The sequence below is a fragment of the Kitasatospora sp. LaBMicrA B282 genome (assembly GCF_050325825.1).
In the GTDB taxonomy this organism is placed as follows: domain Bacteria; phylum Actinomycetota; class Actinomycetes; order Streptomycetales; family Streptomycetaceae; genus Kitasatospora.
Genome location: NZ_JBNQTI010000031.1, coordinates 1 through 25709, shown reverse-complemented (window position 1 = coordinate 25709; position 25709 = coordinate 1). Strand labels below are relative to the sequence as shown.

Here is a 25709-nt window from a genome sequence, read left to right as displayed (position 1 = left end):
GGGGGGGGGGGGGGGGTGGTTTTTGTGGTGTTGTGTTGGGAGAGGCGGCCCAAGCGGAATCAACTCCCCCCCCCCCCCCCACCTCCCCCCCCCCCCCCCCCCCTCTCCCCCCCCGCTGCTGCTTCATCCCGGCCGGGGTTTCGGACCGGTCTAGACCTGCGGTAAACTCGACAGGATTGGTCTAGACCACTCTATAACAGCTTTCGGACGGTGGGTCAAGATGGAGATTGTGATCGTTCCCGACGCCGCGGCCGGCGGTGAGCTGATCGCCCAGGCGATCGCGGACCTGCTCACCGGCAAGCCCGACGCCCTGGTGGGCGTCGCCACCGGCTCGACGCCGCTGCCGATCTACCGGGCGCTCGCGGCGCGGGTGGCGGCCGGGACGCTCGACGTGTCGCGGGCCCGGATCTGCCAGCTGGACGAGTACGTCGGCCTGCCCAAGGGCCACCCGGAGTCCTACCGCTCGGTCGTGCTGCGCGAGGTGCTGGAGCCGCTCGGCATCGCGGGCGAGGCCTTCATCGGCCCGGACGGCTCCGCCGCGGACATCGCGGCCGCCGCCACGGCGTACGACCGCGAGCTGGCCGCGGCCGGCGGCGTGGACCTCCAGCTGCTCGGGATCGGCACCGACGGCCACATCGGCTTCAACGAGCCGTGCTCCTCGCTGGCCTCCCGGACCCGGATCAAGACGCTGACCCAGCAGACCCGGGTGGACAACGCGCGCTTCTTCGACAGCCTCGACGAGGTGCCGCACCACGTGATCACGCAGGGCATCGGCACCATCCTGGAGGCCCGCCACCTGGTGCTGCTGGCCACCGGCGAGGCCAAGGCGGAGGCCGTGGCGCAGGCCGTCGAGGGGCCGCTGTCGGCCCTGGTCCCGGCCTCCGCGCTGCAGCTGCACCCGCACGCCACGGTGGTGGTGGACGAGGCGGCCGCCACGCGCCTGAAGCTGGCCGACTACTTCCGCGCCACCTACGCGGCCAAGCCGGCCTGGCAGTCGATCTGAGGGACCGGGCCCGGCACGCGTCCGGTTCCGGGGGTTGCCCGGCGCCGGACGCGGCGCGCACGGAGTGCGGAGCGGGTGCGAACGGGGTGCGGAGCGGGTGCGAGCCGGGTGCGAACCGGGGGCGGACGACGGTGGGTCGGGGCGGACCGGATGCGGGCGATCACCCGGGCGCCGAAGGGGTGTTGTGGTCGATCGGTCGAGTTCCGGTGAAGCTGGTGCAACTCCCTCTCCCTTGGTCTCCGACCCTGGCACACCGGATTCACACGGTCAAGGTCTAGACCACAAGACGTCCATCTGAGCTGATCCGCGGTGCCGGGCAGCCGAGCGGCGCCGGCCGACCAGCGGCCCGGCGCTACCGCACCCGGTCGGCGAACAGCCGGGCCGCCCAGCCCACCGCGAGCACCGTCAGCGCCGCCACCAGCAGCAGGCTGCGCCAGACCACCGGATCCCCCGGGTGCCCGGCGAACAGCGCCCGCATGCCCTGGACCGCCCAGGAGAACGGGTTCCACGCGGCCACCGCCCGCAGCCAGCGCGGCGCCAGCGAGAGCGGCAGCAGCACCCCGGAGAGCAGCGCGACCGGCTGCGCGATGGTGTTCACCACCGGCGCCAGCGCGGCGTCGGTCGGCACCAGCAGTGCCAGGCCGTAGGAGACCGCGGCGGCCATCAACGCCATCAGCCCCAGCAGCAGGTAGGCCAGCAGCAGCGGCCCGAGCGGCACGGCGAGGCCGAACGGCAGCGCGAGCAACGTGATCAGCACCGCCTGCACGAGCAGCGCCACCACCTCGCGCAGCGCCCGCCCCAGCAGCAGGGCCACCCGGCTGACCGGGGTGACCCGGGAGCGCTCGATGATGCCCGCCCGCAGCTCCCCGAGCAGGGTGAACCCGGTGAACAGCCCGCCCATGATGACCAGCGCGGTGAGCAGGCCGGGTACATAGATCCGGTAGGCCGCGGCGTACCCGCCACCGGCCGGGGCCAGCACCGGGCGCAGCAGCGGAGCGAAGAGCAGCAGGTAGCAGAGCGGTTGGAGGACCCCGACCGCGATCCACACCGGGGTGCGGACCATCAGCAGCAGCTGCCGTTGGAAGATCAGCCAGGTGTCCCGGGCGAGTTTCACTCTTTCCCCCTGCCGGAGGTCGACGGATCGGTCGACGGATCATCAGGATCAGCCCAGCGGGCGGCCGGTGCGGGCCAGGAAGACGTCGTCCAGGCTGGGCCGCTGCAACCGCAGTTCCGTCGGCTCCACCCCCGCGGCCGCCAGCGCCCGCAGCACCCGCGGGACGGCCGCGGCGCCGTCGTCCAGGTAGAGCCGCAGCTCCCCGGCCTCGCCCGGCTCCATCCGGTGCAGCCCGGGCAGTGCGGCCAGGGCGGCCTCGGCGCGGGCCGCGGTGGCGACGGCCCCGACCTCCGGCAGGCCCACGCTCAGCGCGTCGCCGGAGATCTCGCGCTTCAGCTGGTCCGGCGTGCCCTCGGCGACCAGCCGGCCCTGGTCGACGATGCCGATCCGGTCGCAGAGCGCGTCGGCCTCGTCCAGGTAGTGGGTGGTCAGGAAGACGGTCATGCCGTCGTCGCGCAGCCGCCGCACCTCCGCCCAGACGGCGGCCCGGCCCGGCGGGTCCAGCCCGACCGTGGGCTCGTCCAGGAAGAGCAGCCGCGGCCGGTGGACCACCCCGAGGGCGAGGTCGACCCGGCGGCGCTGGCCGCCCGAGTAGCCGCGGCAGGGCCGGTCGGCGAAGCCGGTCAACTCGAAGGCCGTGACGGCGGCTTCGGCCCGACGGGTGGCCTCGGCCTTGCCCAGGCCGTACAGCCGGGCCTGGTGCACCAGCTCCTCGCGGGCGGTGGCGCCGTCGGTGGTGCCGCCGCCCTGCGAGACGTAGCCGATCCGGCGCCGGACCTCGCCCGGCTCGGTGCGCAGGTCCGCGCCGGCCAGGGTCGCATCGCCGCCGTCGGGGCGGATCAGCGTGGCGAGCATCCGCATGGTGGTGGTCTTGCCGGCGCCGTTGGGACCGAGCAGGCCGAAGATCTCGCCCGGCTCGACGGTCAGGTCCAGGCCCCGGACGGCGTCCACGGTGGCAGCCCGGCGGCCCGCACCGGAACGGAAGGCCTTGCGCAGCCCCTTGGTCAGGATCAATCGGAACTCCGATGGCTGGTGGGGTGGTTGGTGATCCGCGACGGATGGCCGGCGACCGGCGCACGGATGGCCCGCCAGGGTGCCGGAGCAGCGCGGCAGCACGGGAACGCATCCCGTGGCGGTGTCCCGGCGGTCACCCTAGGGTCTCCCCCTGCTCCGGAACAATGGTCTGGACCTCATTGGTCGAGCCCGCCGCTCACGGTGGCCGCCGTGGCCACCGCCCGCTCGATCCGGTCGGCAGCGGTGCGGACACCGCCCAGCGCCAGCAGGTCGCGGCCCACCCGGCGGGCCGCTGCCCGGTGTCCGGGCTGCTCCAGCACGGTGCGCACCGCCTCGCCCAGCTCGCCCGCGCCGGCCGTGGCGAAGTCCACCCGGACCCCGGCACCGGCCGCCACCACCTGCTCCGCGACGAGCGGCTGATCGTGCCGGATCGGGGCCAGCACCAGCGGCACGCCGTGCACCAGTGCCTCGCCCACCGTGTTCATGCCACCGTGGCCCAGCACCCCGGCCACCCGGCCCCGGGCCAGCAGCTCCAGCACCGGCGCCCGGTCCACCACCAGCAGGTGCTCCGCCGCGGCCGGCCCGCCACCCGGCGCCACCAGCACCCCCTGCACCTGGTCGGCCAGCGGGCGCAGGGCGGCCGCCGCCCGGTGGTGGAAGTCGGCCGCCAGCTCGGCGGCCAGCGTGCCGAGGGTGACCAGCACGGCGCGCCGGGCCGGGTCGAGCCGCGCCCACGGGAACTGCGGCACGGCGGGACGCGGGCCGAGCAGCGGGCCGACCGGCACCTGGTGCGCGGGCCGCTGCCAGGGACCGGTCAGCGCCGGACCGGTGCAGGCCAGCAGCAGCAGCGGGGAGCTGCGCGGGTCCGCGTACTCGGCCGGCGGCAGCCCGGCCCGGCGCCACAGCTCGCGCAACAGGCCCTGCTGCCAGGCCACCAGGCCGGGGCGGTCGCCCGGCGGACCGTCGAGCTCCAGCACCGAGGGCGCCAGGCTGACCCAGGGCACCCGGTGGCGGTGCGCGGCCAGGGCGCCGGCCGGCGCGTGCTGGTCCACCAGGACGAGATCGGGCGCCAGCTCGGCCACCGCGCGGTCCACCGCAGGGCCGGTGAACCGGGCGTAGGGCAGCACGAAACCCTCCCAGAGCGTGCGCAGGGCCGCTTCCCCGCCGGCGGCCTGCGGCCGGAACAGCCGGCTGCCGGTGGGGCGGACCAGGGCCGCCGGCCCGAGGTGTTCGCGCAGCACGGGTTCCGGGCCGACCCAGGCGATCCGGTGACCGCGCCGGGTCAGTTCCGCCGCCAGCGCGGCCGCCGGGTGCAGGTGGCCGGTCAGCGGGGGGACGACGAACAGGCAGGTCAACGGGCGGGTGGTGGTGGGCGGTCGGGTGGGCATGGGCGACCTCCGGACGGGTCGGGATGCGGCGGAGCGGGTCGGGATGCGGCGGGGCCGGGGGCGGACGGCGAGTCCGGGCGGCCGGCGAGGATGGCTGGTGGGGATGGCTGGTGGGGAGCGCGGGCGGCCGGGGCCGGCCAGGGCCGGCGCGGGCCCGGGTGATCGCCGGCGGCCGGCCGCCGCGCCTTGTGCGGTCCGCGGAGCGCGGGGAATACTAGCCGGGGTGACCGCACTGGCGGCAGTCGCCGCCCATCTTCCCCCCGAGTCGGTGCCGGTCGAAGACCTCGGTGAACGACTCGGCTTGACCTCTCGTCAGATCCGACTGCTGCGCCGCTTCCACGGCCTGGACCAGGTGCGCCTGGATCCCGGCGGCGGCCTGCTCGACCTGCTGCTGCCCGCCGTCCGCGGGCTCGCCGAACTGCCCGACCGGGCCGCGGACGTCCGCTACGTGCTGCACGCGCGCAGCATGCCGGTCGGCGTGCCCTACCCCGCCAACCCGCTGCACGAGCTGCTGGACCTGGTCGGTCTCCGGCACGCACGTGCGTTCACCGTGACCCATCACGCCTGCGCCACCTCGCTGCTGGCGATCCAGCTGGCCGGCCGGCTGCTGGCCGCCGAGCCGGACCCGGACGCGCTGGCGCTGATCGTGGCCGGTGAGAAGACCTTCACCCGGGACGCCCAACTGGTTCCGGAGACCGCCCTGTTCGGCGAGGGCGCGGCAGCCTGCCTGGTCAGCGCGACGGGCCGGCGGGACCGGGTGCTCTGCTACGCGAGCAGCCAGCACGGCGAGTTCGACGGCCGGCTGGCCGAGGACCCTGAGCTGCTGACCCGCTACCAGCGCGCCTACCCCGAGCTGATGCTCCGGGTCATGGAGACGGCCCTCACCCGGGCCGGCGAGAGCTGGGAGTCGCTGGCCCTGGTCCTCCCGCACAACGTCAACCGGGCCTCCTGGCAACGCCTCTGCCGGCTGGCCGGTTTCCCGCTCGAGCGGGTGGTACTGGACAATGTCGCCGTGGTGGGGCACAGTTTCGCCGCGGACGCGTTCCTGAACCTCCGCACCGCCACCACCCGTGGTCTGCTCCGGTCGGGCGACCGGTACCTGATCGCGGCGGCCGGCCTCGGTGCGACCTTCTCGGCCATGGTCCTCGAACACTGACCCGGCCCACGCGTCGCCGCCGCCGGGTGTCCCACCGGACACCGACCGGCGCACCCCTCCCCTCCTCCTCCCTTGTCCTCTGCTCTGCTCATTCCTGCTGCCAGGGACGGACCGTGACGGACACCGCCATCACCCTCGACAACACCGAACCCCCCGGCGCCGGCCCGCACGCCGCCCTGCGCGAGCGCGTGCTGGCCGGGATCGGGGCCCTGCTCCCCCGCGTCCTGGGCCGCGCGGTCCCGGTACCGGCGGAGAACGCCTGCCTCTTCGACGAGATCGGCCTGAGCTCGGCGACCACGCTGGAGCTGCTGCTGGAACTGGAGGACCGACTCGACATCCAGATCGACGTCGAGGAGATCGGCCAGGACGACCTGCGCTCGCTCGGCGCCCTGGCCGACTTCGTCACCGCCCACGCGATCACCGAGGGGTGAACCGATGTTCGTCGCCGGCCCCGGCGGCCCGCCCCCGGGCCGCGGCCCGCAGCTGTCCCTGCACCGCGTGCTGGCCCGGGAGTTCGCCACCGACTCCGCCACCGCGCGCGACCCCGACCTGCGGGTCTTCGTCTCCGACCTGGTCCGGCCGTACGGGCTGCCGGTGGACGAGGCCGCGCTGGCGGCCGGTCGCGGCCACTGCTACGCCGAGATGGCGGAGCAACTGCTCCCCGCCCTGGTGGCGGCCGAGGAGGCGGTGGACCTGCTGATCCTGGTCTTCGCCTCGCCGGACGTGCAGCCGGGCCGGGCGGCGGCGGTGCACCTGAGCCGGCACTGCCCGGGCGGTCCGCTGGCCTTCGCGCTCTGCGACCAGGGCGCAGCCGGGGTGTTCAGCGCGCTGCGGATCGCCCGCGAGTTCACCCGGGCCGGCGAGTGCGGGCGGGCGCTGGTGCTGGTGGCCGAGCAGTCCCAACTGCACTACCGGCCGGCGGGGCCCGCGCCCTGGCCGAGCCGGCACACGGTGGTCGGGCTGCTCTGCACGGCGGGCGAGCACGGCGGCCTGGCCGCGCCGACCGTCCACCCCGCGGTGGCGCCGGCCCGGTCGGGCGAGCTGCTGGCCGCGGAGCTGCGGCAGCGGGCCGATCCCGGGACGGTGCTGCTGCTGGGGCCCGGGCTCGCCGGGGCCGTCGGACCGGGCCGAGCCGTCGGCACGGCGGTGACCGACGGCTACGCCGGGGTGGTCCGGGCCCGCGACGGCAGCCCGTACACCGGGCTCTGGTCGGCGCTGGCCGCCGGGTTGCCGCGCTGGCGGGCGGCGGGCCGCGGCCTGCTGCTGGCCGACTACGACGCCGGGCTCGGCTACCTCGGCCTGGTCGAGTGGCCGGGCCGGGAGGCGCCGGCGCGCCGCGGCACGACGCAGGCTCCGGAAACAGCACGGTCGTTCGTCCGGGTTCTGCCGTGCTGACCCCGCCGCGCGGGGTCGACCTCTGGCTGATCCCCACCGACCGGCTCGCGCCCCACGGCCCCGCACTCTTCGGGCTGCTCGACGCCAGCGAGCGGCAGCGCGCGCTGGCGATCGCCGACCCGGGCGCCCGGCGCCGCTTCACCATCGCGCACGGCGCCGCCCGCCGGATCGTCGCCGGGTACACCGGCCGACCGGCGAGCACCCTGCGGTGGCGCCACGGGCCGCACGGCAAGCCCGAACTCGTCGATTTCGGGCTCGAGCTGGCGGTCAGTCTGACGCACTGCGAGGAGCTCGCCGTCTTCGCGGTCGCCCGCGGCCGGGCGGTGGGGGTCGATCTGGAGCGGCTGCCCACCCCCGCGGCCGCCGTCCGGCTGGCCCGGCGGTTCTTCCCGCCCGCCGACGCGGCGCAGGTCGGCACCGGCCCGGCCGCGGCGGCCCGGTTCGCCCGGTTGTGGACCCGCAAGGAGGCCTTCGTCAAAGCGCTCGGCGGCCGACTGGTCGAGGGCCTGCGCCGGCCGGTCGCCGGTCCCTGCCCGCTGGTCACCCCGGCCGGGCCGGGGCGGGCCGCGTGCCGGATCACCGACCTGCCGCCGCTGGGCCGCTACCGCGCGGCCGTCGCCCTCACCGGCGCCGCCGGCTACCCGATCGAGCTGCGGCGCTGGAACAGCCAGCCGCGCAGCACCAGCACGCTCCCCCGTACGAGACATGTGCCCGGGTCAGGAAGAGTGCCCGGGCCAGGAACACTCCCCAGGTCAGGAACAGTGCCCGGGTCAGGAACACTCCCCGGGTCAAGAACAGTGGAGGCGGACCGTTGACCGACCAGGACGCCCGCCCGCGGCCCACCGAGGCCCCCGGCGTGCTGCTCTACCCCGCAGCCTTCGAACAGCTGCTCAGTGGACTGCGGGCCGGGATCGCCCGGCTGGCTGCCGCCGAGCCGTACGAGCGCCTGACCGTCCCGCCGGTGATCGCCCGCCGCACCCTCGAGCGGGCCGGCTACGTCACCGCCTTCCCCCACCTGCTCGGCACCGTGCACGGCTTCCGCGGCACCGCGCAGGACTGGGCCCCGCTGGCGCCGCTGGTCGCCACCGGTGGGCCCTGGCACGCCCGGCAGGAGATCGGCGACCTGGTGCTGCTGCCCGCCGCCTGCTACCCGGTGCACGCCACGCTGGCCGGCCGGGTGCTGGCCGAGCCGGTGCGGTACGCGGTCGAGGCGACCTGCTTCCGGCAGGAGGCCACCAGCGAGACCGGCCGGCTGCGCAGCTTCCGGATGGCCGAGCTGGTCACCGCCGGCGACGAGGCGCACTGCCTGGCCTGGCGGGACCGCCGGCTGGACCGGGTGGCCGACTGGCTGACCGGCCTCGGCCTGGAACCGGCGGTCGAGGTGGCCGACGACCCGTTCTTCGGCGGCACCGCCCGCTTCTACCAAGCCGCCCAGCGGACCCAGCAGTTGAAGTACGAGCTGCGCGTCGAGCTGGCCGACGGCGTGGTCCAGGCGGTCGCCTCGGCCAACCTGCACAAGGACCACTTCGGCAGCGCCTTCGGCTTCCACACCGCCGACGGTGCCCCCGGCCACACCGCCTGCACCGCCTTCGGCCTGGAGCGGATCGCGCTCGCCCTGCTGCACACCCACGGCCCCTACCCGGCCCGCTGGCCCGGCAGCGTCCGGGCCACCCTGCCCGGCGCCACCCTGGCCAGGGCCAGCATGCCCGGGGCCACGCGATGACCCGGCCCGCCACCGCACCCACCACCGACCAGGTCACCGTCCGCTACCGGGCGACGAGTTCGGGCACCGGACCACTGACCCTGGGTCAGGACAACATGATCCGCTGCGTGCTGCGCGACGAGCCCGCCCACATGAGCAAGCAGGCGAGCTGGCCGGTCCCCGCCGGCACCACAGTGACCGCCGCCCTCACCGCGTTGCGCACCCTCGCCGAGCGCCACGCCGCACTGCGCACCGTCTTCCCCGGCTCCCACCTGGAGCGCCAGGAGGAGCGCGCCGAGGGCGAGTTCACCGTCAGCCTGGTGCGGACCGCGGCCGCTGCCGACCTCGACCGGCTGGCCGACGAACTCGGCCGCCGTGACCGGCAGCGGGCCTTCGACCTGGCCCGCGACTTCCCGCTGCGCCTCACCCTGCTGCTGCGCGGGGAGCAGCCGGTGCGCCTGGTCGTGGTGGTCTGCCACGCCCAACTGGACGGCGCCGCCACCGCACTGCTGGTCGGCGAGTGGCTCGCGCTGGCCGCCGGCCGGCCGCTGCCCGCGCCCGCCGGACCCACCCCGCGCGCGGTGGCCGAGCTGGAGCGCGGCCCGGCCGGTCGGCGCCGCGCCGAGGCCTCGCTGCGGCACTGGGAGCGGATCCTGCGCTGCGACCCGCCGGTGGTCTTCGCGCACGACGGGGTCGACCGCTCGGACCACCAACTGCCCACCCTGGCCGTCCGGTCGGCGGCCGGCGCCCGCGCGCTGGACCGGGCCGCCGAACGCACCGGCGCCGGCGCCTCCGCCCTGCTGCTGGCCGGCTACGCGGCCCTGGTCGCGCACCTGGCCGACCAGCGCACGCTGGTGATCGCCGCGCTCTCCGCCAACCGCCACCGCCGGGCGCTGGCCGAGCACATCGGCACCCTGGCGCAGGACGCGCTGCTCTCGCTGGACACCGCCGTCCCCGACTTCGACCTGCTGGTCGACCGCACCCGGGCCGCCGCGCTGGCCGGCTACTGGCACAGCACCTTCGACGCCGCCCAGGTCTGGCAGCTGATCGACGACACCGCCCATCGGCGCGGCGTGCGCTACGCCCGCCACATGGTGGTGAACGACCTCAGCGCCACGGTCCCGGCCGACACCGCGGAGCCGCCCCGGGCACCGCGCGCCGAACCGGAGTTCTGGTGGCTGCCGGCCGAGACCATCCCGACCCGGCTCATGCTCAACATCTGGCGCACCCGCGGCGTGCTCGAACTCACCCTGCACGCCGACCCGCAGCTCTTCCCGCCGGCCGCCGCCGAGGGCTTCGTCACCGCGCTGCTCCGGCTGCTCGAGCTGGCCGCCGAACGCACCGTGCCGCTGGCCGAGTTGGGCACCCTGACCGGGCTGGCCACGGTGCTGCCGCCCGGCCGCCGCAGCCGGCCCGGGTGGCGGCGGATCGACGGCTGCTGGATCGACCTGGCTGCGGTGCACGAGCTGCTGGCCGCCGCCCTGGACTGCCCCGGCGAGCTGGACCTCGTCGAGGACCGCCTGACCGCCACCCTGCACCCCGACGACCCCGCCCTCACCCCCCGCGCGGCGCACGCCGCCGTCCTCGCCGCCCTCCCGCAGCACCACACCGCGATGGCCCCGCACCACTACGTGCTGCACACCCCGGACGGCCGGCGCTCCGAGGGCTCCGGCCGCGACCCGGCCGTCCCGGCGGACGGCCTCGCGCTGCGCCCGGAGACGGCGGACGTCCACGGGGTGACGAGCCTCCCGGTCACCTGGGACGCGTGAGCACGCCCCAGGCGCCGGCTGGGTCCCGCTGGGCTCAACCCCAGCCCGGGGCCGGTGGCAGCGGCCAGGCCGGCAGCGGCGGCAGTGGGCCGTCGGCGGTCAGGTCGGTGCCGTCGGTGCGGCCGCTGAGCCAGCCGAGCAGGGCGTGGCCCGGGCCGGCCACCGTGCGGCCGGCCGGGGCCAGCGGCCAGCTGCGGCCGAGGTCGACGGCCTCGACCCGGGCGAGCGGGAGGTCACGGGTGGCCAGCGCGGTCAGGGTGCCGTCCAGCGCCCAGGCGACGTAGCGCACCGGCCAGTCGGCCGGACCGTACCCGAGGTCCAGGTCGACGTGGTGGGTCTCCAGCTCCCGCCAGCACCGGTACAGGGTGAACCAGGCCGGCTGCCGCCAGCCGGCCAGCGCGGTGACCAGGGTCTCCCACTGCGCGGGCGGGAACTCGCCCGCCGCCGCGGTCAGTCGGGCGAGCCGCTCGCGCAGCTCGGCGGTGAGCTCGGTGGCCGGGAGCCGGGCGCCTTCCTCGGTCGCCCGGGCCAGCTCGGCGCCTGCCGGGCGCGGCCCGGGGTCGGTGCCGGGGTGTGCGGCGGCCAGCAGCCACAGGTAGGCGTCGGCGCTGCGCACCAGGTGCGAGACCACGTGGCCGCGGCTCCAGCCGGCCAGCGCGGACGGCTCGCGGAGCACCGGGTCCGGCAGCCCCGCCAGGGTGGCCGCCAACCGGGCCCCGGAGCCGGCCAGCTCGGCGAGGAGTGCGGGGATGGCGGGCACGGGCCGGCCGTCGGGCATCGCGGTCACGCTGCGGGCCCGGCGGCGAGCCGCTCGAGCGCGTCCTGGTAGGCCACGTCGAACGCCTGGTCAGCCGGCACGGCGAGGTCGGGGACCACGCCGACGCCCTCCCAGTCGCCGCCGGTGACCGCGTTGATCGACCGGGCGTAGGGGACGGTGACGCTGATGTGCTCGCTCAGCGGGTAGTACCCGGTCGGGTGCGCGCCGCCCCGGGTGGTCTCGCCGACCAGCGTCGCCCGGCCCCGGACCTTGAGGTTGTAGGCCAGATCCTCGGCGCCGGAGAAGGTGACCGGGCCGGTCAGCACGTAGACCGGGCGGTCCAGGTAGCGCTCGCCGGGCAGGTAGGGCAGGGTCCAGAACTGCTGGGTGAGGCCGGTGGTGCGGCGGTAGACGTCGGTCAGGTGCAGGCTCTCGCCGCCCGGGAAGAGGTGGCTGCACCAGTAGCTCATGCCGTAGGTCGAGCCGCCGCGGTTGCTCCGCAGGTCGAGGATGAGCGCCTTGGTGTTGGCGACCAGCGACAGCGCCGCCGAGATCATCGGGCCGCCCTCGCCCGGCTCGGGCACCAGGGTGGTGTCGATGTAGCCGACGTCGCCCGCCAGGCGCTCCACCCGGCGGATGCCCTGGTTCTCGGAGCGGGCGAGCTCGGCGAAGAAGTCCTCGTCCTCCTCGCCGTCGACCTCCTGCGGCTCCTCGCTCCACAGCAGGCGCAGGTGCTTGTCCCCGGTGGGCTGCTGGAGGTCGGCGGTCACCGCGGCACAGAACTCGGGTCCGGCCAGCCCCTCGTAGGCCCCCTCGGCCAGCCGGGTGCGGACGACGGCCGCGACCTCGGTGGCCTTCTCCTCGAAGACGTACTCGGCGAGGAGGCGGTCCAGCGCGGCCTCGATGACGTGCGTGGCGTTCTGCATGGGCGGTGATCGTATTGATCATCGCGCCGCACCGCCAGTGCCCGGTCGGCACACGACCGATACGTCCCGGTACGCCACCCGCCGCCCGGCCGCCAAGCGCACCATGGGCCCCGCCACCGGCCCCGCGGCCCGGCGCCGGGGCGGTCGTTGCCCGCCGTCCGGGGTAACCCGGCCCGACCCGCGGGCGCTGCGCCCGGGCGGGCGGCCGGGCCGGGGCGAGCATGGTCCCCGGCCCGCCGGGCCGGTCCGCACCCGCTGCGGGCCACCGCGCACCGAGCAGCCCCGGGAGGACGCTTGACCGTCGTGGAGGAGCCGAAGCGGCAGTCGGCCGCCGGGACCGCGGCCAGGCTGCGGCACGGCAGCACCGTGCTGCGCTGGCTGAGCACCACCGACCACAAGGAGATCGGCTCCCTCTACCTGGTCACCTCGTTCGGGTTCTTCCTGGTCGGCGGGGTGCTGGCGATGGTGATGCGGGCGGAGCTGATGCAGCCGGGCGCCAAGGTGGTCACCAACGCGCAGTACAACATGCTCTTCACCATGCACGGCACGATCATGCTGCTGCTCTTCGCCACCCCGACCTTCACCGGCTTCGCCAACTGGATCATGCCGCTGCAGATCGGCTCGCCGGACGTCGCCTTCCCCCGGCTGAACGCCTTCACCTACTGGGTCTTCCTGTTCGGCGGCCTGATCGTGCTGAGCGGGTTCCTCACCGCCGACGGCGCCGCCGCCTTCGGCTGGTTCGCCTACGCGCCGCTGAACGACGCGATCCACTCCCCCGGCACCGGCGGCGACCTCTGGGCGGCCGGCCTGGCGGTGGCCGGGCTGAGCACCATCTTCGGCTCGGTCAACTTCATCACCACCATCGCCTGCCTGCGGGCGCCCGGGATGACCCTCTTCCGGATGCCGATCTTCACCTGGAACGTGCTCTTCACCTCGATCCTGGCGCTCTTCGCGTTCCCGGTGCTGACCGCCGCGCTGCTGGTGCTGCTGGCCGACCGCCGGCTCGGCGCGCACGCCTTCGACCCGGCGAACGGCGGGGCGCTGCTCTGGCAGCACCTGTTCTGGTTCTTCGGGCACCCGGAGGTGTACATCGTCGCGCTGCCGTTCTTCGGGATCGTCAGCGAGATCCTGCCGGTCTTCAGCCGCAAACCGGTCTTCGGCTACCTCGGCCTGGTCGCCGCGACGATCGCGATCGCCGGCCTGTCCGCGGTGGTCTGGGCGCACCACATGTTCGCCACCGGGCAGGTGCTGCTGCCGTTCTTCTCGCTCACCTCGTTCCTGATCGCGGTGCCGACCGGGGTGAAGTTCTTCAACTGGATCGGCACCATGTGGCGGGGCTCGCTCAGCTTCGAGACCCCGATGCTCTGGTCGCTCGGCTTCCTGGTCACCTTCCTCTTCGGGGGCCTGTCCGGGGTGCTGCTGGCCGCGCCGCCGATCGACTTCCACGTCACCGACTCGTACTTCGTGGTCGCCCACATGCACTACGTGCTCTTCGGCACGGTGGTCTTCGCGACCTTCGGCGGCTTCTACTTCTGGTGGCCCAAGTTCACCGGCCGGCTGCTCGACGAGCGGCTCGGCCGGCTGCACTTCGCGCTGCTCTTCGTCGGCTTCCACACCACCTTCCTGGTCCAGCACTGGCTCGGCGCCGAGGGCATGCCGCGCCGCTACGCCGACTACCTGCCAGGCGACGGCTTCACCACCCTCAACGCCGTCTCCAGCGGCGGCGCCTTCCTGCTGGGCCTGTCCACCCTGCCGTTCCTGTACAACGTCTGGCGCACCGCCAAGTACGGGCAGCGGGTGACCACCGACGACCCCTGGGGCTGGGGACGCTCGCTGGAGTGGGCCACCTCCTGCCCGCCGCCGCGGCACAACTTCCACGCGCTGCCCCGGATCCGCTCGGACAGCCCCGCCTTCGACCTGCACCACCCGGAGGCCGGGAGCGAGGACACCGACCTGCTGACCCGGACACCGGCGGCCCGCCCGGAGCCCGCGGCGCAGCGCGACGACGCAGCGGCGGAGGGGGAGCAGCCGTGAGGTTCGAGGCCTACCTGTTCGCCGGGGTGGCGGTCTTCTTCGGGGTGATGGGCGGGATCTACGACTGGTTCGCCCGCGAGCCGGCCGGCAAGGCGGCGCTCGCGATCGCCTTCCTGATGTCGGCGCTGATCTCGGTCTTCTTCTTCGTCCAGTACCGCCGCCACGGCACCCGGGCCCAGGACCGCCGCGAGGCGGCGGTGGCCGAGACCGCGGGGCCGCTGGAGTTCTTCGCCCCGCACAGCTGGTACCCGCCGCTCACCGCGGCCGGCGCGGCGGTGCTGGCGCTCGGCATGGTGTTCGGGGTCTGGCTGATGCTGATCGGGGCCGGGATCGCGCTGGCCGGGACGGTGGGGTTCGTCTTCCAGTACGCCGGCCGCGGGGCCTGACCCCGGCGGACGGGACCCGACGCCGGCGGAGCGGAAGGAGAGGACGTCGAGAGCGATGGACTGCACGTTCTGCACCCTGCTGGCCGACCCGGCGGCGCCGGTCCACCTGGTGTACCGGGACGGGACCGCGGCGGCCTTCCTGGACCACCGGCCGCTCTTCCCCGGCCACCTGCTGGTGCTGCCGGTCGCGCACGTGCGCACGCTCACCGATCTGCCGCCCGAGCGGACCGGGCCGTTCTTCGCCCGGGTCCGGCTGCTGACCGCGGCCGTCGAGCAGGCGCTGGCCGCCGCGGGCTCGTTCGTCGCGCTCAACAACCGGGTCAGCCAGTCGGTGCCGCACCTGCACGTGCACGTGGTGCCGCGCAACCCCCGGGACGGGCTGCGCGGCTTCTTCTGGCCGCGTGGCCGCTACCCGGACGAGGCCACCGCCGCCCGGACCGCCGCCCTGCTGCGGGAGCGCACCGACGCGCTGCTGGCGGCGGCCGGCGATCGGCCGTTCGGGTGAACCGGGGGCGGTGGGCGGCGGACGTGCACCGCAGTGACGTCACGTCAGGAATATTGCCGGGCCACCGCGCACTGTGATCGGCATGACTACTCTCGGACTGATCGGCAGCGGCAACATCGGCGGCACCCTGGCCCGGCTCGCGGTGCGCGCGGGGATCGACGTGGTACTGAGCAACTCGCGCGGCCCGGAGACGCTGGCCGACCTGGTGGCCGAGCTCGGCCCGCGCGCCCGCGCGGCGACCCCGGCCGAAGCCGCGGCCGCGGGCGACTGGGTGGTGGTGACGATCCCGCTGAAGGCGGCGTTCGAGCTGCCCGCCGCCCCGCTGGCCGGCCGCCTGGTGCTGGACACCGGCAACTACTACCCCGACCGGGACGGGCAGCTGGCCCGGCTCGACTCCGGGGAGAGCACCAGCAGCGAGCTGGTCCAGGAGCACCTCGCCGGCGCCCGGGTGGTGAAGGTCTTCAACAACATCTACTTCCAGCACCTGCTGGACCTGGCCCGCCCGGCCGGTGCCTCGGACCGCTCCGCGCTGCCGATCGCGGGTGACGACGCCGCGGCCAAGGAGCGCACCACCGCCCTGCTCGACCTGCTCGGCTACGACGCGGTGGACGCCGGCCCGCTCGCCGAGGGCTGGCGCTTCCAGCCCGGTACGCCGGCCTACGGCCTGCCGTTCCTCAAGGACCCGAGCCAGCCCTTCCCGCAGGACCCGGGCAAGCCGACCGACGCCGCCACCATCGAGGCGGCCCTGGCGGCGGCCACCCGCTGAGCCACCACGTCGGCCGCCCGCCCGATCATCCGGCCGGGCGGGCGGCCGGCGGGCTCACCGCTCCCAGGGGCCCAGCTTCCCGCGGCGCTCGGCGCAGGCGGCGACCAGCGCGTCGTTGAAGAGCGGCAGGTCGGCCGGCTTGCGGCTGGTGATCAGCGGGCCCGGTCCCGCGGTGCAGACCTGCACCTGCTCGTTCACCCAGGTGGCGCCGGCGTTCTCCAGGTCGGTGCGCAGGCTGGGCCAGGAGGTCAGGGTGCGCCCGCGGACCACGCCGGCCTCGATCAGCAGCCAGGGCGCGTGGCAGATGGCGGCCACCGGGGTGCCGGCCGTGCAGCAGGCGCGGACGAAGGCCACCGCCGCCGCATCCAGCCGCAGGAAGTCGGGGTTGGCCACCCCGCCGGGCAGCACCAGGCCCGCGTACCCGCCGGGGTCGCCGCCCGGCTCCTCGCCGACCACCGCGTCCACCGCGAAGGTGTCGGCCCGGTCCAGATGGCGGTACGCCTGAATCCGGCCGGCCCGGGTGGAGAGCAGCCGGGGCTGCCCGCCCGCCTCCAGCACCGCCTGCCAGGAGGAGGCGAGTTCCCGCTGCTCCACGCCCTCGGGTGCGGCCAGGAACGCCAGGGTGAGGCCCTGCAGGGTGACCATCGGTGCCGCTCCTCCGCTCGCCGGCCCCCCTGCCATCCTCCCGCGGGCCCGCACCGCCGCCACCGCGGTCGGGGCCGGCTCACCCGCTCGGCCGTGCACGGAAGGCCGCCCGGCGGGGGATGCCCACCCGTGTGACCGGGCGACCGACCGGGTCGCACCGGCCGCACGAGCAGAGCAGCACGAGCAGAGCGGCACGAGCAGAGCGGCACGAGCAGAGGAGGACACCCATGGAGAGCGGCGAGCTGCTGGCCGATGCCTTCGGCCGGATCAACGAGGCCGTGCACGAGGCGGTCCAGGGCCTGGGCCCGAAGCAGCTGACGGCCCGGCTGGACCCGGAGGCCAACTCGGTGGCCTGGCTGATCTGGCACCTGACCCGGGTCCAGGACGACCACCTGGCCGAGCTGATCGGCGCCGAGCAGCAGTGGACGGCGGCGGGCTGGCGGGAGAAGTTCGACCTGCCGTTCGCGGCCGAGGAGACCGGCTACGGCCACGGTGCGGCGCAGGTCGAGCAGGTGGCGGTGACCTCGCGGCGGCTGTTGACCGGCTACCACGACGCCGTGCACCGGCAGACCCTGCGCTTCGTCCGCGGGGTGGGTGCCGAGGAGCTGGACCGGGTGGTGGACGAGCGGTGGACTCCGCCGGTGACGCTCGGCGTGCGGCTGGTCAGCGTGATCGCCGAGGGGAACCAGCACGCGGGGCAGGCGGCCTTCGTCCGCGGCGTGCTGCTGCGCCGCGGCGCCTGAAGCGCACCCGCGAAGGAGTCCCGGACCGACGGCGTCGCAGCCCTTGACGTCTCTAGTTAGGAAACTTAACTTATGGACACCCCTCCCCCGCGTGCGCCTCCTCACCTCCCCGGGAGCCCCTGTGGCCACCACCCTCGGCCGACGGATCGGCCTCTTCCAGGCCGTCACCATCAACATGAGCCAGATGTGCGGAATCGGTCCGTTCGTGACCATCCCGCTGATGGTCGCCGCCTTCGGCGGCCCGCAGGCGGTCGTCGGCTGGCTGGCCGGTGCGCTGCTGGCGCTGGTCGACGGCCTGGTCTGGGCGGAGCTCGGCGCCTCGCTGCCGGGCTCCGGCGGCTCCTACGTGTACCTGCGCGAGGCCTTCCAGTACCGGACCGGCCGGCTGATGCCGTTCCTCTTCGTCTGGACCGCGATGCTCTTCATCCCGCTGATCATGTCCACCGGCGTGGTCGGCTTCGTCCAGTACCTGGGGTACCTGTGGCCCGGCATGACCGGGAGCCAGGGCGACCTGGTGGGCCTGGCCGTCGTGGTGCTGGTCACCGCGCTGCTCTGGCGGCGGGTGGACGGCGTCGCCAGGCTCACCACCGTGATGTGGGGCGTGATGCTGGCCGCGGTCGGCGCCGTGCTGCTCGCCTCCTACACCCACTTCTCCCCCGGCCGGGCCTTCGGCTGGCCCGCCCACGCCGTCGACCTCACCCGGACCCACTTCTGGCTGGGCTTCGCGGCCGGGCTGACCATCGGCATCTACGACTACCTCGGCTACAACACCACCGCCTACCTGGGCGCGGAGCTCAAGCGGCCGGGCCGCACCCTGCCGCGCTCCGTCATCCACTCGATCGTCGGCATCATGGCGATCTACCTGCTGCTCCAGGTCGGCGTGCTGGGCGCGCTGGACTGGCACCTGATGCTCGACCCGCACTCGATCGCCGCCACCTCGGTGGCCTCCGCGGTGCTCCAGGCGACCTGGGGCAAGGGCGCGGCGGACGTGGTGACCGTGCTGATCCTGGTCACCGCCTTCGCCTCGGTCCTCACCGGCCTGCTCGGCGGCTCCCGGGTGCCGTACGACGCCGCCCGCGACGGGGTGTTCTTCCGGTCCTACGCACGGCTGCACCGCACCCACGAGTTCCCCACCGTCGGGTTGCTCACCATGGGCGCGGTCACCGCCGTCGGCTTCCTGATCGGCCGGCACACCGACCTGAACACCCTGATCAACCTGCTCACCACGGTGATGGTGATCGTGCAGGCCTTCGCCCAGGTGCTCGCGGTCACCGTGCTGCGCCGCCGCCAGCCCGACCTGCCGCGCCCCTACCGGATGTGGTGCTACCCGCTGCCCGGCGTGCTGGCGGCGATCGGCTGGCTGGTGGTCTACGGGTACGCGGACCGCAACGCGCCCGGGTACCACCCGATCGAGTGGTCGCTGGCCTGGGTGGCGGCCGGGGTGGCGGCCTTCCTGGTGTGGAGCCGGTTCGAGCGGATCTGGCCGTTCGGCCCGCGGGAGATCCGCGAGGAGTTCCGCACCGCCGACCGGCCGCAGCCCGTCGAGGCCTGAGGCGGCGTCCGGGCGGTGGCCGGGTGCCCGGTGCTACCGGCCCGGGGCCGCCGGTGCTAGTGGCCCGGCGCTGCCGTCCGCTGTTCGAAGACCTCCGCCCGCGCCGCGAGCAGCGCGTTGGCCAGCGCCCCGCGCAGCACCGCCTCGTTCCCCAGCAGGCTCGGCGCCAGCCGCGGCCGCAGCGGGGTGAGGCGGTGCAGTTCGCGCTCGACCGGCCCGAGCAGCAGGTCGGCCCCGTTGCCGAGGCCGCCGCCGAGCACCACCAGGTCCGGGTCCAGCACCGCGGCCACCACCGCGACGGCGAAGGCCAGCTGCTCGGCCTCGCGGAGCACCGCGGCCTGCGCGGCCGGGTCGCCGGCCCGGGCCGCCTCGAAGACCCGTTTGGCCGTCAGGGTGCCGCGCATGCCGAGCTCGCGGGCCGTGCGCACCACCGACTCGGCGGCCGCGGCGCCCTCCAGGGTCTGCCGGCCGCCGGCCACCGGCAGCAGCCCGATCTCGCCGGCCGCGCCGCCGGCGCCCGGCTGCAGCTCGCCGCCGGAGACCACGCCCATGCCGAGCCCGGTGCCGATCAGCAGGTAGACGAAGACCCGGCTGCCGGCGCCCGCGCCGTCGGCGTACTCGCCGAGCGCGGCCAGGTTGGCGTCGTTGTGCAGGCTGATCCTGGTCCCCAGGCCGTCGGCCAGCCGCTCGAACAGACCGCGCCGGCCCCAGCCGGGCAGGTTGCCCGCGTAGTGCAGGCGGCGCTGCGACTCGTCCCAGACGCCGGGCGAGCCGATCGCCGCGTGCACCACGTCGGCCGGGCGCAGGCCGGCCTCCTCGGTCGCCTCGTGGGCGGCGGCCACCACCGCGTCGGAGACGGCGCCGGCGCTGCGGCCCCGGTTGGGCACGTCGCGCCGGGCCAGGATCCGCCCGGACAGGTCGGCGAGCGCGACCCGCAACCGGGCCCGCCCGATGTCCACCCCCAGCACGTGCCCGGCACGCGGATCGGGCTCGTAGAGCACCGCGACCCGGCCCCGCTCGGGGGCCAGCAGTCCGGCCTCGCGGACCAGCCCGCCGCGCTCCAGCACGGCCAGCGCCGCCGACACGGTGGGCTTGGACAGCCCGGTGTCCCGGGCCAGTTGAGCCCGCGACAGCGGACCGTCGGTCCGCAGCCGCTCCCACAGCAGCCACTCGTTGTTACTGCGCAGCCGCTGCCGGTTCCAGGGCTGGGCCGGCTGCGCCCCGCCCTGCGAACCGGTACCCGTCGCCGGGCGGGTGCTCATCGATGCCTCCGGGCCGTCAGGAACGCGTCCACCAGTGTGCCGGGGCCACTCTAGGGCCTGTCTTCGGACCCCCGTCGTCCGCCCGAAGGGCGGGCGGGGCGGCTCCCCCAGCCTTCGGCTGGGAGGTGCCCCCACGGGTGCGTGCATCGGCGGCGCCGAGGATGGGGGTACCTCCCGGCCGCCAGGCTGGGGGAGAGTCCACGCGGTGGGGGCACCTCCCGGCCGAAGGCTGGGGGCCATCGGCGACTGACGAGAAGCCGTCGTGGGGGTACCTCCCGGCCGAAGGCTGGGGGCGTGCGTGCCCCGGCGGCGCCGCGCAGGCGGGGGTTCGAAGACAGGCCCTGGGGAACGGCTCAGCTGGGTTCGTACCCGGGCGGCGGTCCGATCACCGAGGCCTCCGGGCCGAGCGCGGCGACGTAGCGCGGGTGCAGCTCGGCCCACTCGCGCCCGGGCAGCCAGAGCTCGGTGACCCCGTCCAGGCGCAGCGCCAGCAGGTCCAGGCACTCGTGCCAGCCGGCGCCGTCGCGCGCCGCCTTGCCGCGCTCGTCCAGGGTGTCCAGCAGCACCAGGGTGGTGCCGCCGGGGCGCGGGGTGAGCTCGAGGCGGAGCACGTCGGTGCCCCACTCGAACTCCAGCAGCTCGGGCGGCTCGCAGGCGAGCACCGTGCCGTGGAAGGCCGGGGCGCGGTCCAGCGGGTCGGTGAAGGTGAGGGTGGCGCCCACCGTCCAGTCGCCGCTGATCCGGTGCGGGAACCAGGCCGCCAGCTGCTCGGGATCGGTGACGGCCCGCCAGACCAGCTCCGGCGGGTGGGCCAGGTCGCGGCTGAACCGCAGCCGCCAGCGGTCGCCGGCGGGTTCGAGGGTGCCGAGGTCGTTCATGAGTCTCTCCCGGTCATGGTGTCCAGGTGGTGTTCGAGGCGGTCCAGGCTCTCGTTCCACAGGGTCCGGTAGGGGGCCAGCCACTGCTCCAGTTCGCGCAGCGGCTCGGCGCGCAGCCGGTAGAGCCGGCGCTGCTCGGCCACCCGGACCTCCACCAGCCCGGCCTCGCGCAGCACCCGCAGGTGCTTGGAGACCGCGGGCTGGCTGGCCTCCAGGGCCTGGGCCAGCTCGCCGACCGACCGCTCGCCGCCGCGGACCAGGTCGAGTATTCGGCGGCGGCGCGGCTCCGCGAGCACCTCGAAGACCGACGTCACTCCCCCAGCATGCCTCTGCGGTTATATGCCCGTCAAGGCATGCAAGGGCCACGGACGGGACCGGCTGATCGTCGTCCGGTTGTCAGCGGCCCGCAGGCGGCCAAGGATCGGAGGCAGCACCCGAGGCCCAAGGAGCGGATCGATGACCGAAGAGACCCCTGCCCCGTTCGCCCCGCTCGACGAGGACTGGCAACGCGCGCTGGCCGTGGTGGCCCACCCGGACGACATGGAGTACGGCGCGGCCGCCGCGGTCGCCCGCTGGACCGGCCAGGGCAAGACGGTGGTCTACGCCATGGTCAGCAGCGGCGAGGCCGGCATCGACGCGCTGGACCCGGCCGAGTGCGGCCCGCTGCGCGAGGCCGAGCAGATCGCCTCGGCCGCGCTGGTCGGCGTGGACACCGTGGAGTTCCTGCGCCACCCCGACGGCGTGCTGGAGTACGGGCTGCCACTGCGCCGCGACATCGCCCGGCTGGTCCGCAGGCACCGCCCGGAGATCGTGATCACCACCAACTTCCGGGAGACCTACGGCGGCGTCTTCCCGAACCAGGCCGACCACATCGCCACCGGCCGGGCCACCCTGGACGCGGTGCGCGACGCCGGTAACCGCTGGGTCTTCCGCGAGCTGACCGCCGAGGGCCTGGAACCGTGGGGCGGGGTGCGCCAGGTCTGGGCGGCCGGTTCCCCGGACGCCGGGCACGCGGTGGACACCACCGCGACCTTCGAGGCCGGGGTCGCCTCCCTGGAGGCGCACGCCGCCTACCTGGCCGGCCTCGGCGGCGGGCCGATGGGCGACGCCCGCGGGGTCCTGGAGTCGATCGGCCGGGGCAGCGGCAGCCGGCTCGGCAGTACGTTCGCGGCGGCGTTCGAGGTGATCAACCTGACCTTCTGACCTTCTGCCCTTCTGACCGTCGGATCCTCGCACCGGACCTGCCGCGCGGCCGCCCGGCACGCGGTGCCACCGGGCTGCGGCTAGGATGTGACTGGTTGTCAGATCGCGGGCGGCAGCGTCGCCGCCCCTGGCGCAGCGCGCGATCCCCCCGCGCGATCCCCCGGAGTGGAGATACGGCAATGGCTGAGGAAGCGGTCGGCTGGGCGGCCTGGACCACCAAGCACGTGCGCTCGGGTCCGGGTGGGGTGCTCACCGTGGAGGGCTCCGCGCTCACCGGTGACCTGAGTGTGCACACCACCTGGACGGGCACCGAGGCGATCCTCACCGTCCAGTACACCGACGCACTGGACTGGTTCACCCTGCAGGGCAGCCCGAAGGCGGTGACCGAGGAGCAGGTGGCCCGCGACCTGCACCAGGCCGCGGTCAACGCGGTCAAGGCCGGCGGCGGCGCGGCGCTGGACTGATCGACGCTGCACCGATCCCGACGCGAGCTGCCGGCGGCGCCGGGTCCGGCTCAGTCCGCCGGGCCGGTCGCCGCCAGCAGCTCGCGCAGCAGCGGCAGCAGTTCCGCCGCCGGGAGCGCGGCCAGCTCCGGGAAGGCACCGCTGCACCGGGCCAGCACCACCCCGGAGAAGGCGGCCGCGGCCAGCTCGGCCCGCAGGCCGGGCCGGTCCGCGTCGTGCTTCGCGTACCGGTCGCGCAGCGGGTCGACCAGCCGCTCGGCCAGGTAGGTGCGGGCGGCCTGCTGGACCTCGGTGTGGTCGTTGGGCAGCACCGCGGCCTGGAAGGCCGGGCCGGGCCCGCGCCGGTCGAACCGTTCCACCAGCGTGGCGAGCCGCTCCCGGTCGAGCAGGTCCGCGGGAGCGTCGTCGCCCAGCTCGACCCGGACCGCGGCCAGGTAGAGCTGGGTCTTGCCGCCGAAGTAGCGGGCGATCAGCGCCGGGTCGACCCCGGCCCGCTCGCCGATCTCGCGGATCGTGGTGCGCTCGAAGCCGCGGTCGGCGAACAGCTCCATGGCGGCGTGCAGCAGCAGTTCGCGGCTGCGCGCGGCGTCCCGGCGGCGGGTGGGCGGGGCGGCCCGGGTGGCACCGGCGGCGGCGTCGGGTGCCTCGGTCACCGGTCGGTCCGACTGGGCAGCACGGGCACCTCGTCGTCGCCCACCGCGATCCCGGCGATGCTCTCGTCCACCATCAGCTCCTCGTCCACCGTGGCCGGTTCGACCGCCGCGGCGGCGCGCCGCGGCAGCACGATGGTAACCAGCCCGACCACCAGCCACACGCCACAGCTGATCAGCGCGGCGAACCGGTACCCGGCGTCGCTCGGCAGCAGCTGCCCGGGGGCGGTGTGCGCCTGCAGCACCGCGCCGCACAGCGCGCTGCCCGCCGAGTAGCCGACGTAGCGCAGCACCAGGTTGAAGCTGACGGCGCTGCCGACCTCGTGCGCGGGCACCGAGCTGACGATCAGTCCGGGCATCACCGCGAAGGTGCAGCCGACCCCGAGCCCCGCGATGGCCATCACCAGCAGCAGCTCCCACAGCTGGCCACGGGCGACGAGGAAGAGCACCACCGAGACCAGTGAGACCGCGCAGCCGATCGGCAGCACCACCGCGGTCGAGGTGCGCCGGACCAGCACCGGCACCAGCTTGCTGGAGAGCACGCTGACCACCGAGAACGGCAGCAGCACCAGCCCGGCGACCACCACCGACTCGCCCAGCCCGTAGCCGGCACTGGTCGGGGTCTGCACGTAGCGGATCACCAGCGACATCAGCAGGTACATCCCGACTCCGGCGACCAGCCCCGCCACGTCCGCGGTGAGCACCATCCGGTTGCGCAGCGCCCGCAGCTCGACCAGCGGGTGCGCGGTGCGCAGCTCGTGCCGGACCCAGAGCACCAGCAGCACCGCCGCGGCGGCCAGCACGCCCAGCAGCCGGCCACTGGCCCAGCCCCAGTCCTCGCCCTCGCTGAGCGCCAGCACCAGACCGGCCAGCGCCAGGCCGAGCAGCACCGCGCCGAGCGCGTCCAGCGGGTGCGCCGGGCGGTGCCGGCTGCCGGGCAGCACCAGGGCGGCCAGCAGCAGGGCCAGCGCGCTGATCAGCGCGCCGAACCAGAAGGCGGCGTGGATGCCGAAGGACTCGGCGATCAACCCGGTCAGCGGGTAGCCGAGGCCGACGCCGGCCACGGTGGCGATGGAGAGCAGCGCCACCGCCGAGCGGGAGCGGTCGGCGGGCAGGCTGTCCCGGGCGGTGGCGATGGCCAGTGAGCTCAGGCCGATGCCCACGCCCTGCAGCGCGCGGCCGGTCACCAGGGCGGCGAAGCCGAGCGGCAGCGCGGCCAGCACGCTGCCGAGCACCACCACGGCGGTCGCGACCAGGGTCACCGGTCGCCGGTGCGGGCCGTCGCCGAGGCGGCCGAGCACGGGGGTGACGACCGCGCCGACCAGCATGGTGACGGTCAGCGACCACTGGGCGTCGGCGAGCGAGACGTGGTCGACCCCGGCGATGGTGGGGATCAGCGGGGCGCCGAGGCTGCTGATCACCGCCACCACCATGCCGAGGAAGACCAGCACGGGCACCAGGGCCCGTTCGCGCAGTGGCGGCTCGGCTGCCGGGACCGCGGTGTCGGTGGCGGTGGCCATGGGGCGTCCCTCCCTCTGATCGGTCCGGCGGCGGAGCCGGACCAGTAAGTCATCGCTTGATGACATCAGATGATGACATAAGATGCCGAGTACGAGAAGCTCCCCCGTTCGGACCGGTCGCAGCCGCCTGCGGACCGGTCGCAACCTCGTTCGGCCCGGCCGAGCGGAACAGGCAGGCCACCGCACGCGTTGCGGCTGTCGGGAGTCGGGCGACCAGGAGAGGCGGAGAGACCATGGGCTCGCTGACCGCACTGGTCCACTCGGCCGGCCCCTGGGCCTACGCCCTGCTGTTCCTGCTCACCGCCGCCGAGACCAGCGCCTTCGTCGGCGTGGTGCTGCCCAGCGAGACCGCGATCCTGGTCGCCGCCGCGCTCGCCGCCCACGGCACGCTGGCCCTCGCGCCGCTCGCCGCGGCGGTCGTCGCCGGCGGCATCGTGGGGGACAGCGCCGGCTACGCGCTCGGGCGCCTGCTCGGGCGCCGCCTCGGCCGCGGGGCCGGCAACCGGCGCTGCACGCACCGGATCCGCCCCGGCGGCCGGATCGACCGGGCCGGGCGCTACCTGCGCGAGCGTGGCGGGCCGGCCGTCTTCACCGGGCGGTTCATCGGGTTCGTCCGCTCCTTCGTGCCGTTGCTGGCCGGCGCCGCCGCCATGCCCTACCGGCGGTTCCTCGGCTTCAGCGCCGCAGCCTCGCTGGCCTGGGGCCTGGCCAACGTGGGCGTCGGGTACTTCCTCGGCGCCTCCGCCCAGCGTCTGGTGCACGGCCTCGGCCTGGCCGGGGCCAGCGCGCTCGCGGGGGCGGTGCTGCTCGGGGCGCTCGGGCTGTGGCTGCGCCGGCGGCGGCGCGCACGAGCCGGCGGGGGCGCGCCGGGCGGGGC

General features: G+C 75.3%; 26 protein-coding genes and 1 pseudogene. 16 read left to right on the top strand and 11 right to left on the bottom strand.

The genetic code is table 11. The features are described 5' to 3' along the window. Positions 1-220: 220 nt before the first annotated feature. Positions 221-1003 (top strand): glucosamine-6-phosphate deaminase, encoded by a 783-nt coding sequence (gene nagB / locus ACQRUO_RS11725; RefSeq protein WP_428315751.1) that lies wholly within the window; start codon positions 221-223, stop codon positions 1001-1003. Between the two features lie 352 nt (positions 1004-1355). Here the strand turns inward: nagB and ACQRUO_RS11720 are convergent, their stop codons facing one another. The 3 genes from ACQRUO_RS11720 to ACQRUO_RS11710 form a co-directional block, all read right to left on the bottom strand. Continuing rightward, entirely contained in the window at positions 1356-2117 is a 762-nt protein-coding gene (locus ACQRUO_RS11720; RefSeq protein WP_428315750.1) for an ABC transporter permease, read from the bottom strand. Between the two features lie 48 nt (positions 2118-2165). Beyond that, complete coding sequence (locus ACQRUO_RS11715) at positions 2166-3131, bottom strand: ATP-binding cassette domain-containing protein (RefSeq protein WP_428315749.1); 966 nt, start codon at positions 3129-3131, stop codon at positions 2166-2168. 176 nt (positions 3132-3307) lie between these two features. Continuing rightward, entirely contained in the window at positions 3308-4519 is a 1212-nt protein-coding gene (locus ACQRUO_RS11710; RefSeq protein WP_428315748.1) for a glycosyltransferase, read from the bottom strand. 301 nt (positions 4520-4820) lie between these two features. On the opposite strand from ACQRUO_RS11710, the gene ACQRUO_RS11705 reads away from it, so the two are divergent. The 6 genes from ACQRUO_RS11705 to ACQRUO_RS11680 all read left to right on the top strand — a co-directional run bounded on the left by ACQRUO_RS11705 (position 4821) and on the right by ACQRUO_RS11680 (position 10541). Then, positions 4821-5675 carry a 3-oxoacyl-[acyl-carrier-protein] synthase III C-terminal domain-containing protein gene (locus ACQRUO_RS11705; RefSeq protein WP_428315747.1) on the top strand — a complete coding sequence of 285 codons (855 nt, stop codon included), beginning with the start codon at positions 4821-4823 and terminating at the stop codon, positions 5673-5675. Between the two features lie 113 nt (positions 5676-5788). Next, positions 5789-6106, top strand: a complete 318-nt coding sequence (locus ACQRUO_RS11700; RefSeq protein WP_428315746.1) for a phosphopantetheine-binding protein — start codon at positions 5789-5791, stop codon at positions 6104-6106. Between the two features lie 4 nt (positions 6107-6110). Next, entirely contained in the window at positions 6111-7070 is a 960-nt protein-coding gene (locus ACQRUO_RS11695; RefSeq protein WP_428315745.1) for a hypothetical protein, read from the top strand. Next, complete coding sequence (locus ACQRUO_RS11690; protein ID WP_428315744.1) at positions 7064-7885, top strand: 4'-phosphopantetheinyl transferase family protein; 822 nt, start codon at positions 7064-7066, stop codon at positions 7883-7885. Before ACQRUO_RS11695 ends, ACQRUO_RS11690 begins: the two co-directional genes overlap by 7 nt. Further along, positions 7882-8793, top strand: coding sequence for a hypothetical protein (locus ACQRUO_RS11685; protein ID WP_428315743.1), 912 nt, complete (start codon positions 7882-7884; stop codon positions 8791-8793). Before ACQRUO_RS11690 ends, ACQRUO_RS11685 begins: the two co-directional genes overlap by 4 nt. Next, the gene (locus ACQRUO_RS11680) at positions 8790-10541 is read left to right on the top strand and encodes a condensation domain-containing protein (RefSeq protein ID WP_428315742.1); all 1752 of its coding nucleotides are present in this window, start codon (positions 8790-8792) and stop codon (positions 10539-10541) included. Before ACQRUO_RS11685 ends, ACQRUO_RS11680 begins: the two co-directional genes overlap by 4 nt. A 34-nt stretch (positions 10542-10575) precedes the next feature. On the opposite strand, the gene ACQRUO_RS11675 is transcribed toward ACQRUO_RS11680, so the two are convergent. Further along, on the bottom strand, positions 10576-11319 hold the full coding sequence (locus ACQRUO_RS11675) for a maleylpyruvate isomerase family mycothiol-dependent enzyme (protein WP_428315741.1): 744 nt from the start codon (positions 11317-11319) through the stop codon (positions 10576-10578). 5 nt (positions 11320-11324) lie between these two features. Then, complete coding sequence (locus ACQRUO_RS11670; protein ID WP_428315740.1) at positions 11325-12224, bottom strand: S41 family peptidase; 900 nt, start codon at positions 12222-12224, stop codon at positions 11325-11327. A gap of 294 nt (positions 12225-12518) precedes the next feature. On the opposite strand from ACQRUO_RS11670, the gene ctaD reads away from it, so the two are divergent. From ctaD to ACQRUO_RS11650, 4 genes and pseudogenes are all read left to right on the top strand, one after another. Next, positions 12519-14258 (top strand): aa3-type cytochrome oxidase subunit I, encoded by a 1740-nt coding sequence (gene ctaD, locus ACQRUO_RS11665; RefSeq protein ID WP_428315739.1) that lies wholly within the window; start codon positions 12519-12521, stop codon positions 14256-14258. Continuing rightward, positions 14255-14644, top strand: a complete 390-nt coding sequence (gene ctaF, locus ACQRUO_RS11660; protein ID WP_428315738.1) for an aa3-type cytochrome oxidase subunit IV — start codon at positions 14255-14257, stop codon at positions 14642-14644. The genes ctaD and ctaF overlap by 4 nt, the downstream gene beginning before the upstream one ends. Positions 14645-14684: 40 nt before the next feature. Next, positions 14685-15149, top strand: a pseudogene (locus tag ACQRUO_RS11655) (HIT family protein); the annotation flags it as partial. 82 nt (positions 15150-15231) lie between these two features. Further along, the gene (locus tag ACQRUO_RS11650) at positions 15232-15915 is read left to right on the top strand and encodes an NADPH-dependent F420 reductase (RefSeq protein WP_428315737.1); all 684 of its coding nucleotides are present in this window, start codon (positions 15232-15234) and stop codon (positions 15913-15915) included. 54 nt (positions 15916-15969) lie between these two features. On the opposite strand, the gene ACQRUO_RS11645 is transcribed toward ACQRUO_RS11650, so the two are convergent. Beyond that, entirely contained in the window at positions 15970-16560 is a 591-nt protein-coding gene (locus tag ACQRUO_RS11645; RefSeq protein ID WP_428315736.1) for a type 1 glutamine amidotransferase domain-containing protein, read from the bottom strand. 227 nt (positions 16561-16787) lie between these two features. On the opposite strand from ACQRUO_RS11645, the gene ACQRUO_RS11640 reads away from it, so the two are divergent. Both ACQRUO_RS11640 and ACQRUO_RS11635 read left to right on the top strand, forming a co-directional pair. Next, positions 16788-17303, top strand: a complete 516-nt coding sequence (locus tag ACQRUO_RS11640) for a mycothiol transferase (protein ID WP_428315735.1) — start codon at positions 16788-16790, stop codon at positions 17301-17303. Between the two features lie 175 nt (positions 17304-17478). Continuing rightward, the gene (locus tag ACQRUO_RS11635) at positions 17479-18855 is read left to right on the top strand and encodes an APC family permease (RefSeq protein ID WP_428315784.1); all 1377 of its coding nucleotides are present in this window, start codon (positions 17479-17481) and stop codon (positions 18853-18855) included. A gap of 56 nt (positions 18856-18911) precedes the next feature. On the opposite strand, the gene ACQRUO_RS11630 is transcribed toward ACQRUO_RS11635, so the two are convergent. The 3 genes from ACQRUO_RS11630 to ACQRUO_RS11620 all read right to left on the bottom strand — a co-directional run bounded on the left by ACQRUO_RS11630 (position 18912) and on the right by ACQRUO_RS11620 (position 21309). Then, on the bottom strand, positions 18912-20117 hold the full coding sequence (locus tag ACQRUO_RS11630; RefSeq protein ID WP_428315734.1) for an ROK family transcriptional regulator: 1206 nt from the start codon (positions 20115-20117) through the stop codon (positions 18912-18914). Between the two features lie 353 nt (positions 20118-20470). Further along, complete coding sequence (locus ACQRUO_RS11625) at positions 20471-20995, bottom strand: SRPBCC family protein (RefSeq protein ID WP_428315733.1); 525 nt, start codon at positions 20993-20995, stop codon at positions 20471-20473. After that, positions 20992-21309 carry an ArsR/SmtB family transcription factor gene (locus ACQRUO_RS11620; RefSeq protein WP_428315732.1) on the bottom strand — a complete coding sequence of 106 codons (318 nt, stop codon included), beginning with the start codon at positions 21307-21309 and terminating at the stop codon, positions 20992-20994. The genes ACQRUO_RS11625 and ACQRUO_RS11620 overlap by 4 nt, the downstream gene beginning before the upstream one ends. Before the next feature lie 142 nt (positions 21310-21451). Between ACQRUO_RS11620 and ACQRUO_RS11615 the strand changes: the two genes are divergently transcribed. Together ACQRUO_RS11615 and ACQRUO_RS11610 are read left to right on the top strand one after the other, a co-directional pair. Continuing rightward, positions 21452-22198: a PIG-L deacetylase family protein gene (locus ACQRUO_RS11615; RefSeq protein WP_428315731.1), complete on the top strand. Its 747-nt coding sequence runs from the start codon at positions 21452-21454 to the stop codon at positions 22196-22198. A 179-nt stretch (positions 22199-22377) separates the two neighbouring features. Beyond that, positions 22378-22662 carry a hypothetical protein gene (locus ACQRUO_RS11610; protein WP_428315730.1) on the top strand — a complete coding sequence of 95 codons (285 nt, stop codon included), beginning with the start codon at positions 22378-22380 and terminating at the stop codon, positions 22660-22662. A 50-nt stretch (positions 22663-22712) separates the two neighbouring features. Here ACQRUO_RS11610 and ACQRUO_RS11605 read toward each other — a convergent pair whose 3' ends face one another. Beyond that, complete coding sequence (locus ACQRUO_RS11605) at positions 22713-23315, bottom strand: TetR family transcriptional regulator (protein WP_428315729.1); 603 nt, start codon at positions 23313-23315, stop codon at positions 22713-22715. Further along, a complete protein-coding gene (locus tag ACQRUO_RS11600; protein WP_428315728.1) occupies positions 23312-24832 on the bottom strand; it encodes an MFS transporter in 1521 nt (506 codons plus the stop codon). The genes ACQRUO_RS11605 and ACQRUO_RS11600 overlap by 4 nt, the downstream gene beginning before the upstream one ends. Positions 24833-25065: 233 nt before the next feature. Between ACQRUO_RS11600 and ACQRUO_RS11595 the strand changes: the two genes are divergently transcribed. Beyond that, positions 25066-25709, top strand: a 644-nt coding sequence (locus ACQRUO_RS11595) for a DedA family protein (protein WP_428315727.1), incomplete at its 3' end; no start/stop codon positions are given.

What these genes read in the sequence shown, in the direction of transcription:
- ACQRUO_RS11630 (WP_428315734.1), bottom strand. Translation starts at nt 20,117, where the DNA reads ATGAGCACCCGCCCGGCGACGGGTACCGGTTCGCAGGGCGGGGCGCAG.
- ACQRUO_RS11680 (WP_428315742.1), top strand. Translation starts at nt 8,790, where the DNA reads ATGACCCGGCCCGCCACCGCACCCACCACCGACCAGGTCACCGTCCGC.
- ACQRUO_RS11625 (WP_428315733.1), bottom strand. Translation starts at nt 20,995, where the DNA reads ATGAACGACCTCGGCACCCTCGAACCCGCCGGCGACCGCTGGCGGCTG.
- ACQRUO_RS11645 (WP_428315736.1), bottom strand. Translation starts at nt 16,560, where the DNA reads ATGGTCACCCTGCAGGGCCTCACCCTGGCGTTCCTGGCCGCACCCGAG.
- ACQRUO_RS11695 (WP_428315745.1), top strand. Translation starts at nt 6,111, where the DNA reads ATGTTCGTCGCCGGCCCCGGCGGCCCGCCCCCGGGCCGCGGCCCGCAG.
- ACQRUO_RS11710 (WP_428315748.1), bottom strand. Translation starts at nt 4,519, where the DNA reads ATGCCCACCCGACCGCCCACCACCACCCGCCCGTTGACCTGCCTGTTC.
- ACQRUO_RS11640 (WP_428315735.1), top strand. Translation starts at nt 16,788, where the DNA reads ATGGAGAGCGGCGAGCTGCTGGCCGATGCCTTCGGCCGGATCAACGAG.
- ACQRUO_RS11600 (WP_428315728.1), bottom strand. Translation starts at nt 24,832, where the DNA reads ATGGCCACCGCCACCGACACCGCGGTCCCGGCAGCCGAGCCGCCACTG.
- nagB (WP_428315751.1), top strand. Translation starts at nt 221, where the DNA reads ATGGAGATTGTGATCGTTCCCGACGCCGCGGCCGGCGGTGAGCTGATC.
- ACQRUO_RS11675 (WP_428315741.1), bottom strand. Translation starts at nt 11,319, where the DNA reads ATGCCCGACGGCCGGCCCGTGCCCGCCATCCCCGCACTCCTCGCCGAG.
- ACQRUO_RS11635 (WP_428315784.1), top strand. Translation starts at nt 17,479, where the DNA reads ATGAGCCAGATGTGCGGAATCGGTCCGTTCGTGACCATCCCGCTGATG.
- ACQRUO_RS11670 (WP_428315740.1), bottom strand. Translation starts at nt 12,224, where the DNA reads ATGCAGAACGCCACGCACGTCATCGAGGCCGCGCTGGACCGCCTCCTC.
- ACQRUO_RS11650 (WP_428315737.1), top strand. Translation starts at nt 15,232, where the DNA reads ATGACTACTCTCGGACTGATCGGCAGCGGCAACATCGGCGGCACCCTG.
- ACQRUO_RS11610 (WP_428315730.1), top strand. Translation starts at nt 22,378, where the DNA reads ATGGCTGAGGAAGCGGTCGGCTGGGCGGCCTGGACCACCAAGCACGTG.
- ACQRUO_RS11615 (WP_428315731.1), top strand. Translation starts at nt 21,452, where the DNA reads ATGACCGAAGAGACCCCTGCCCCGTTCGCCCCGCTCGACGAGGACTGG.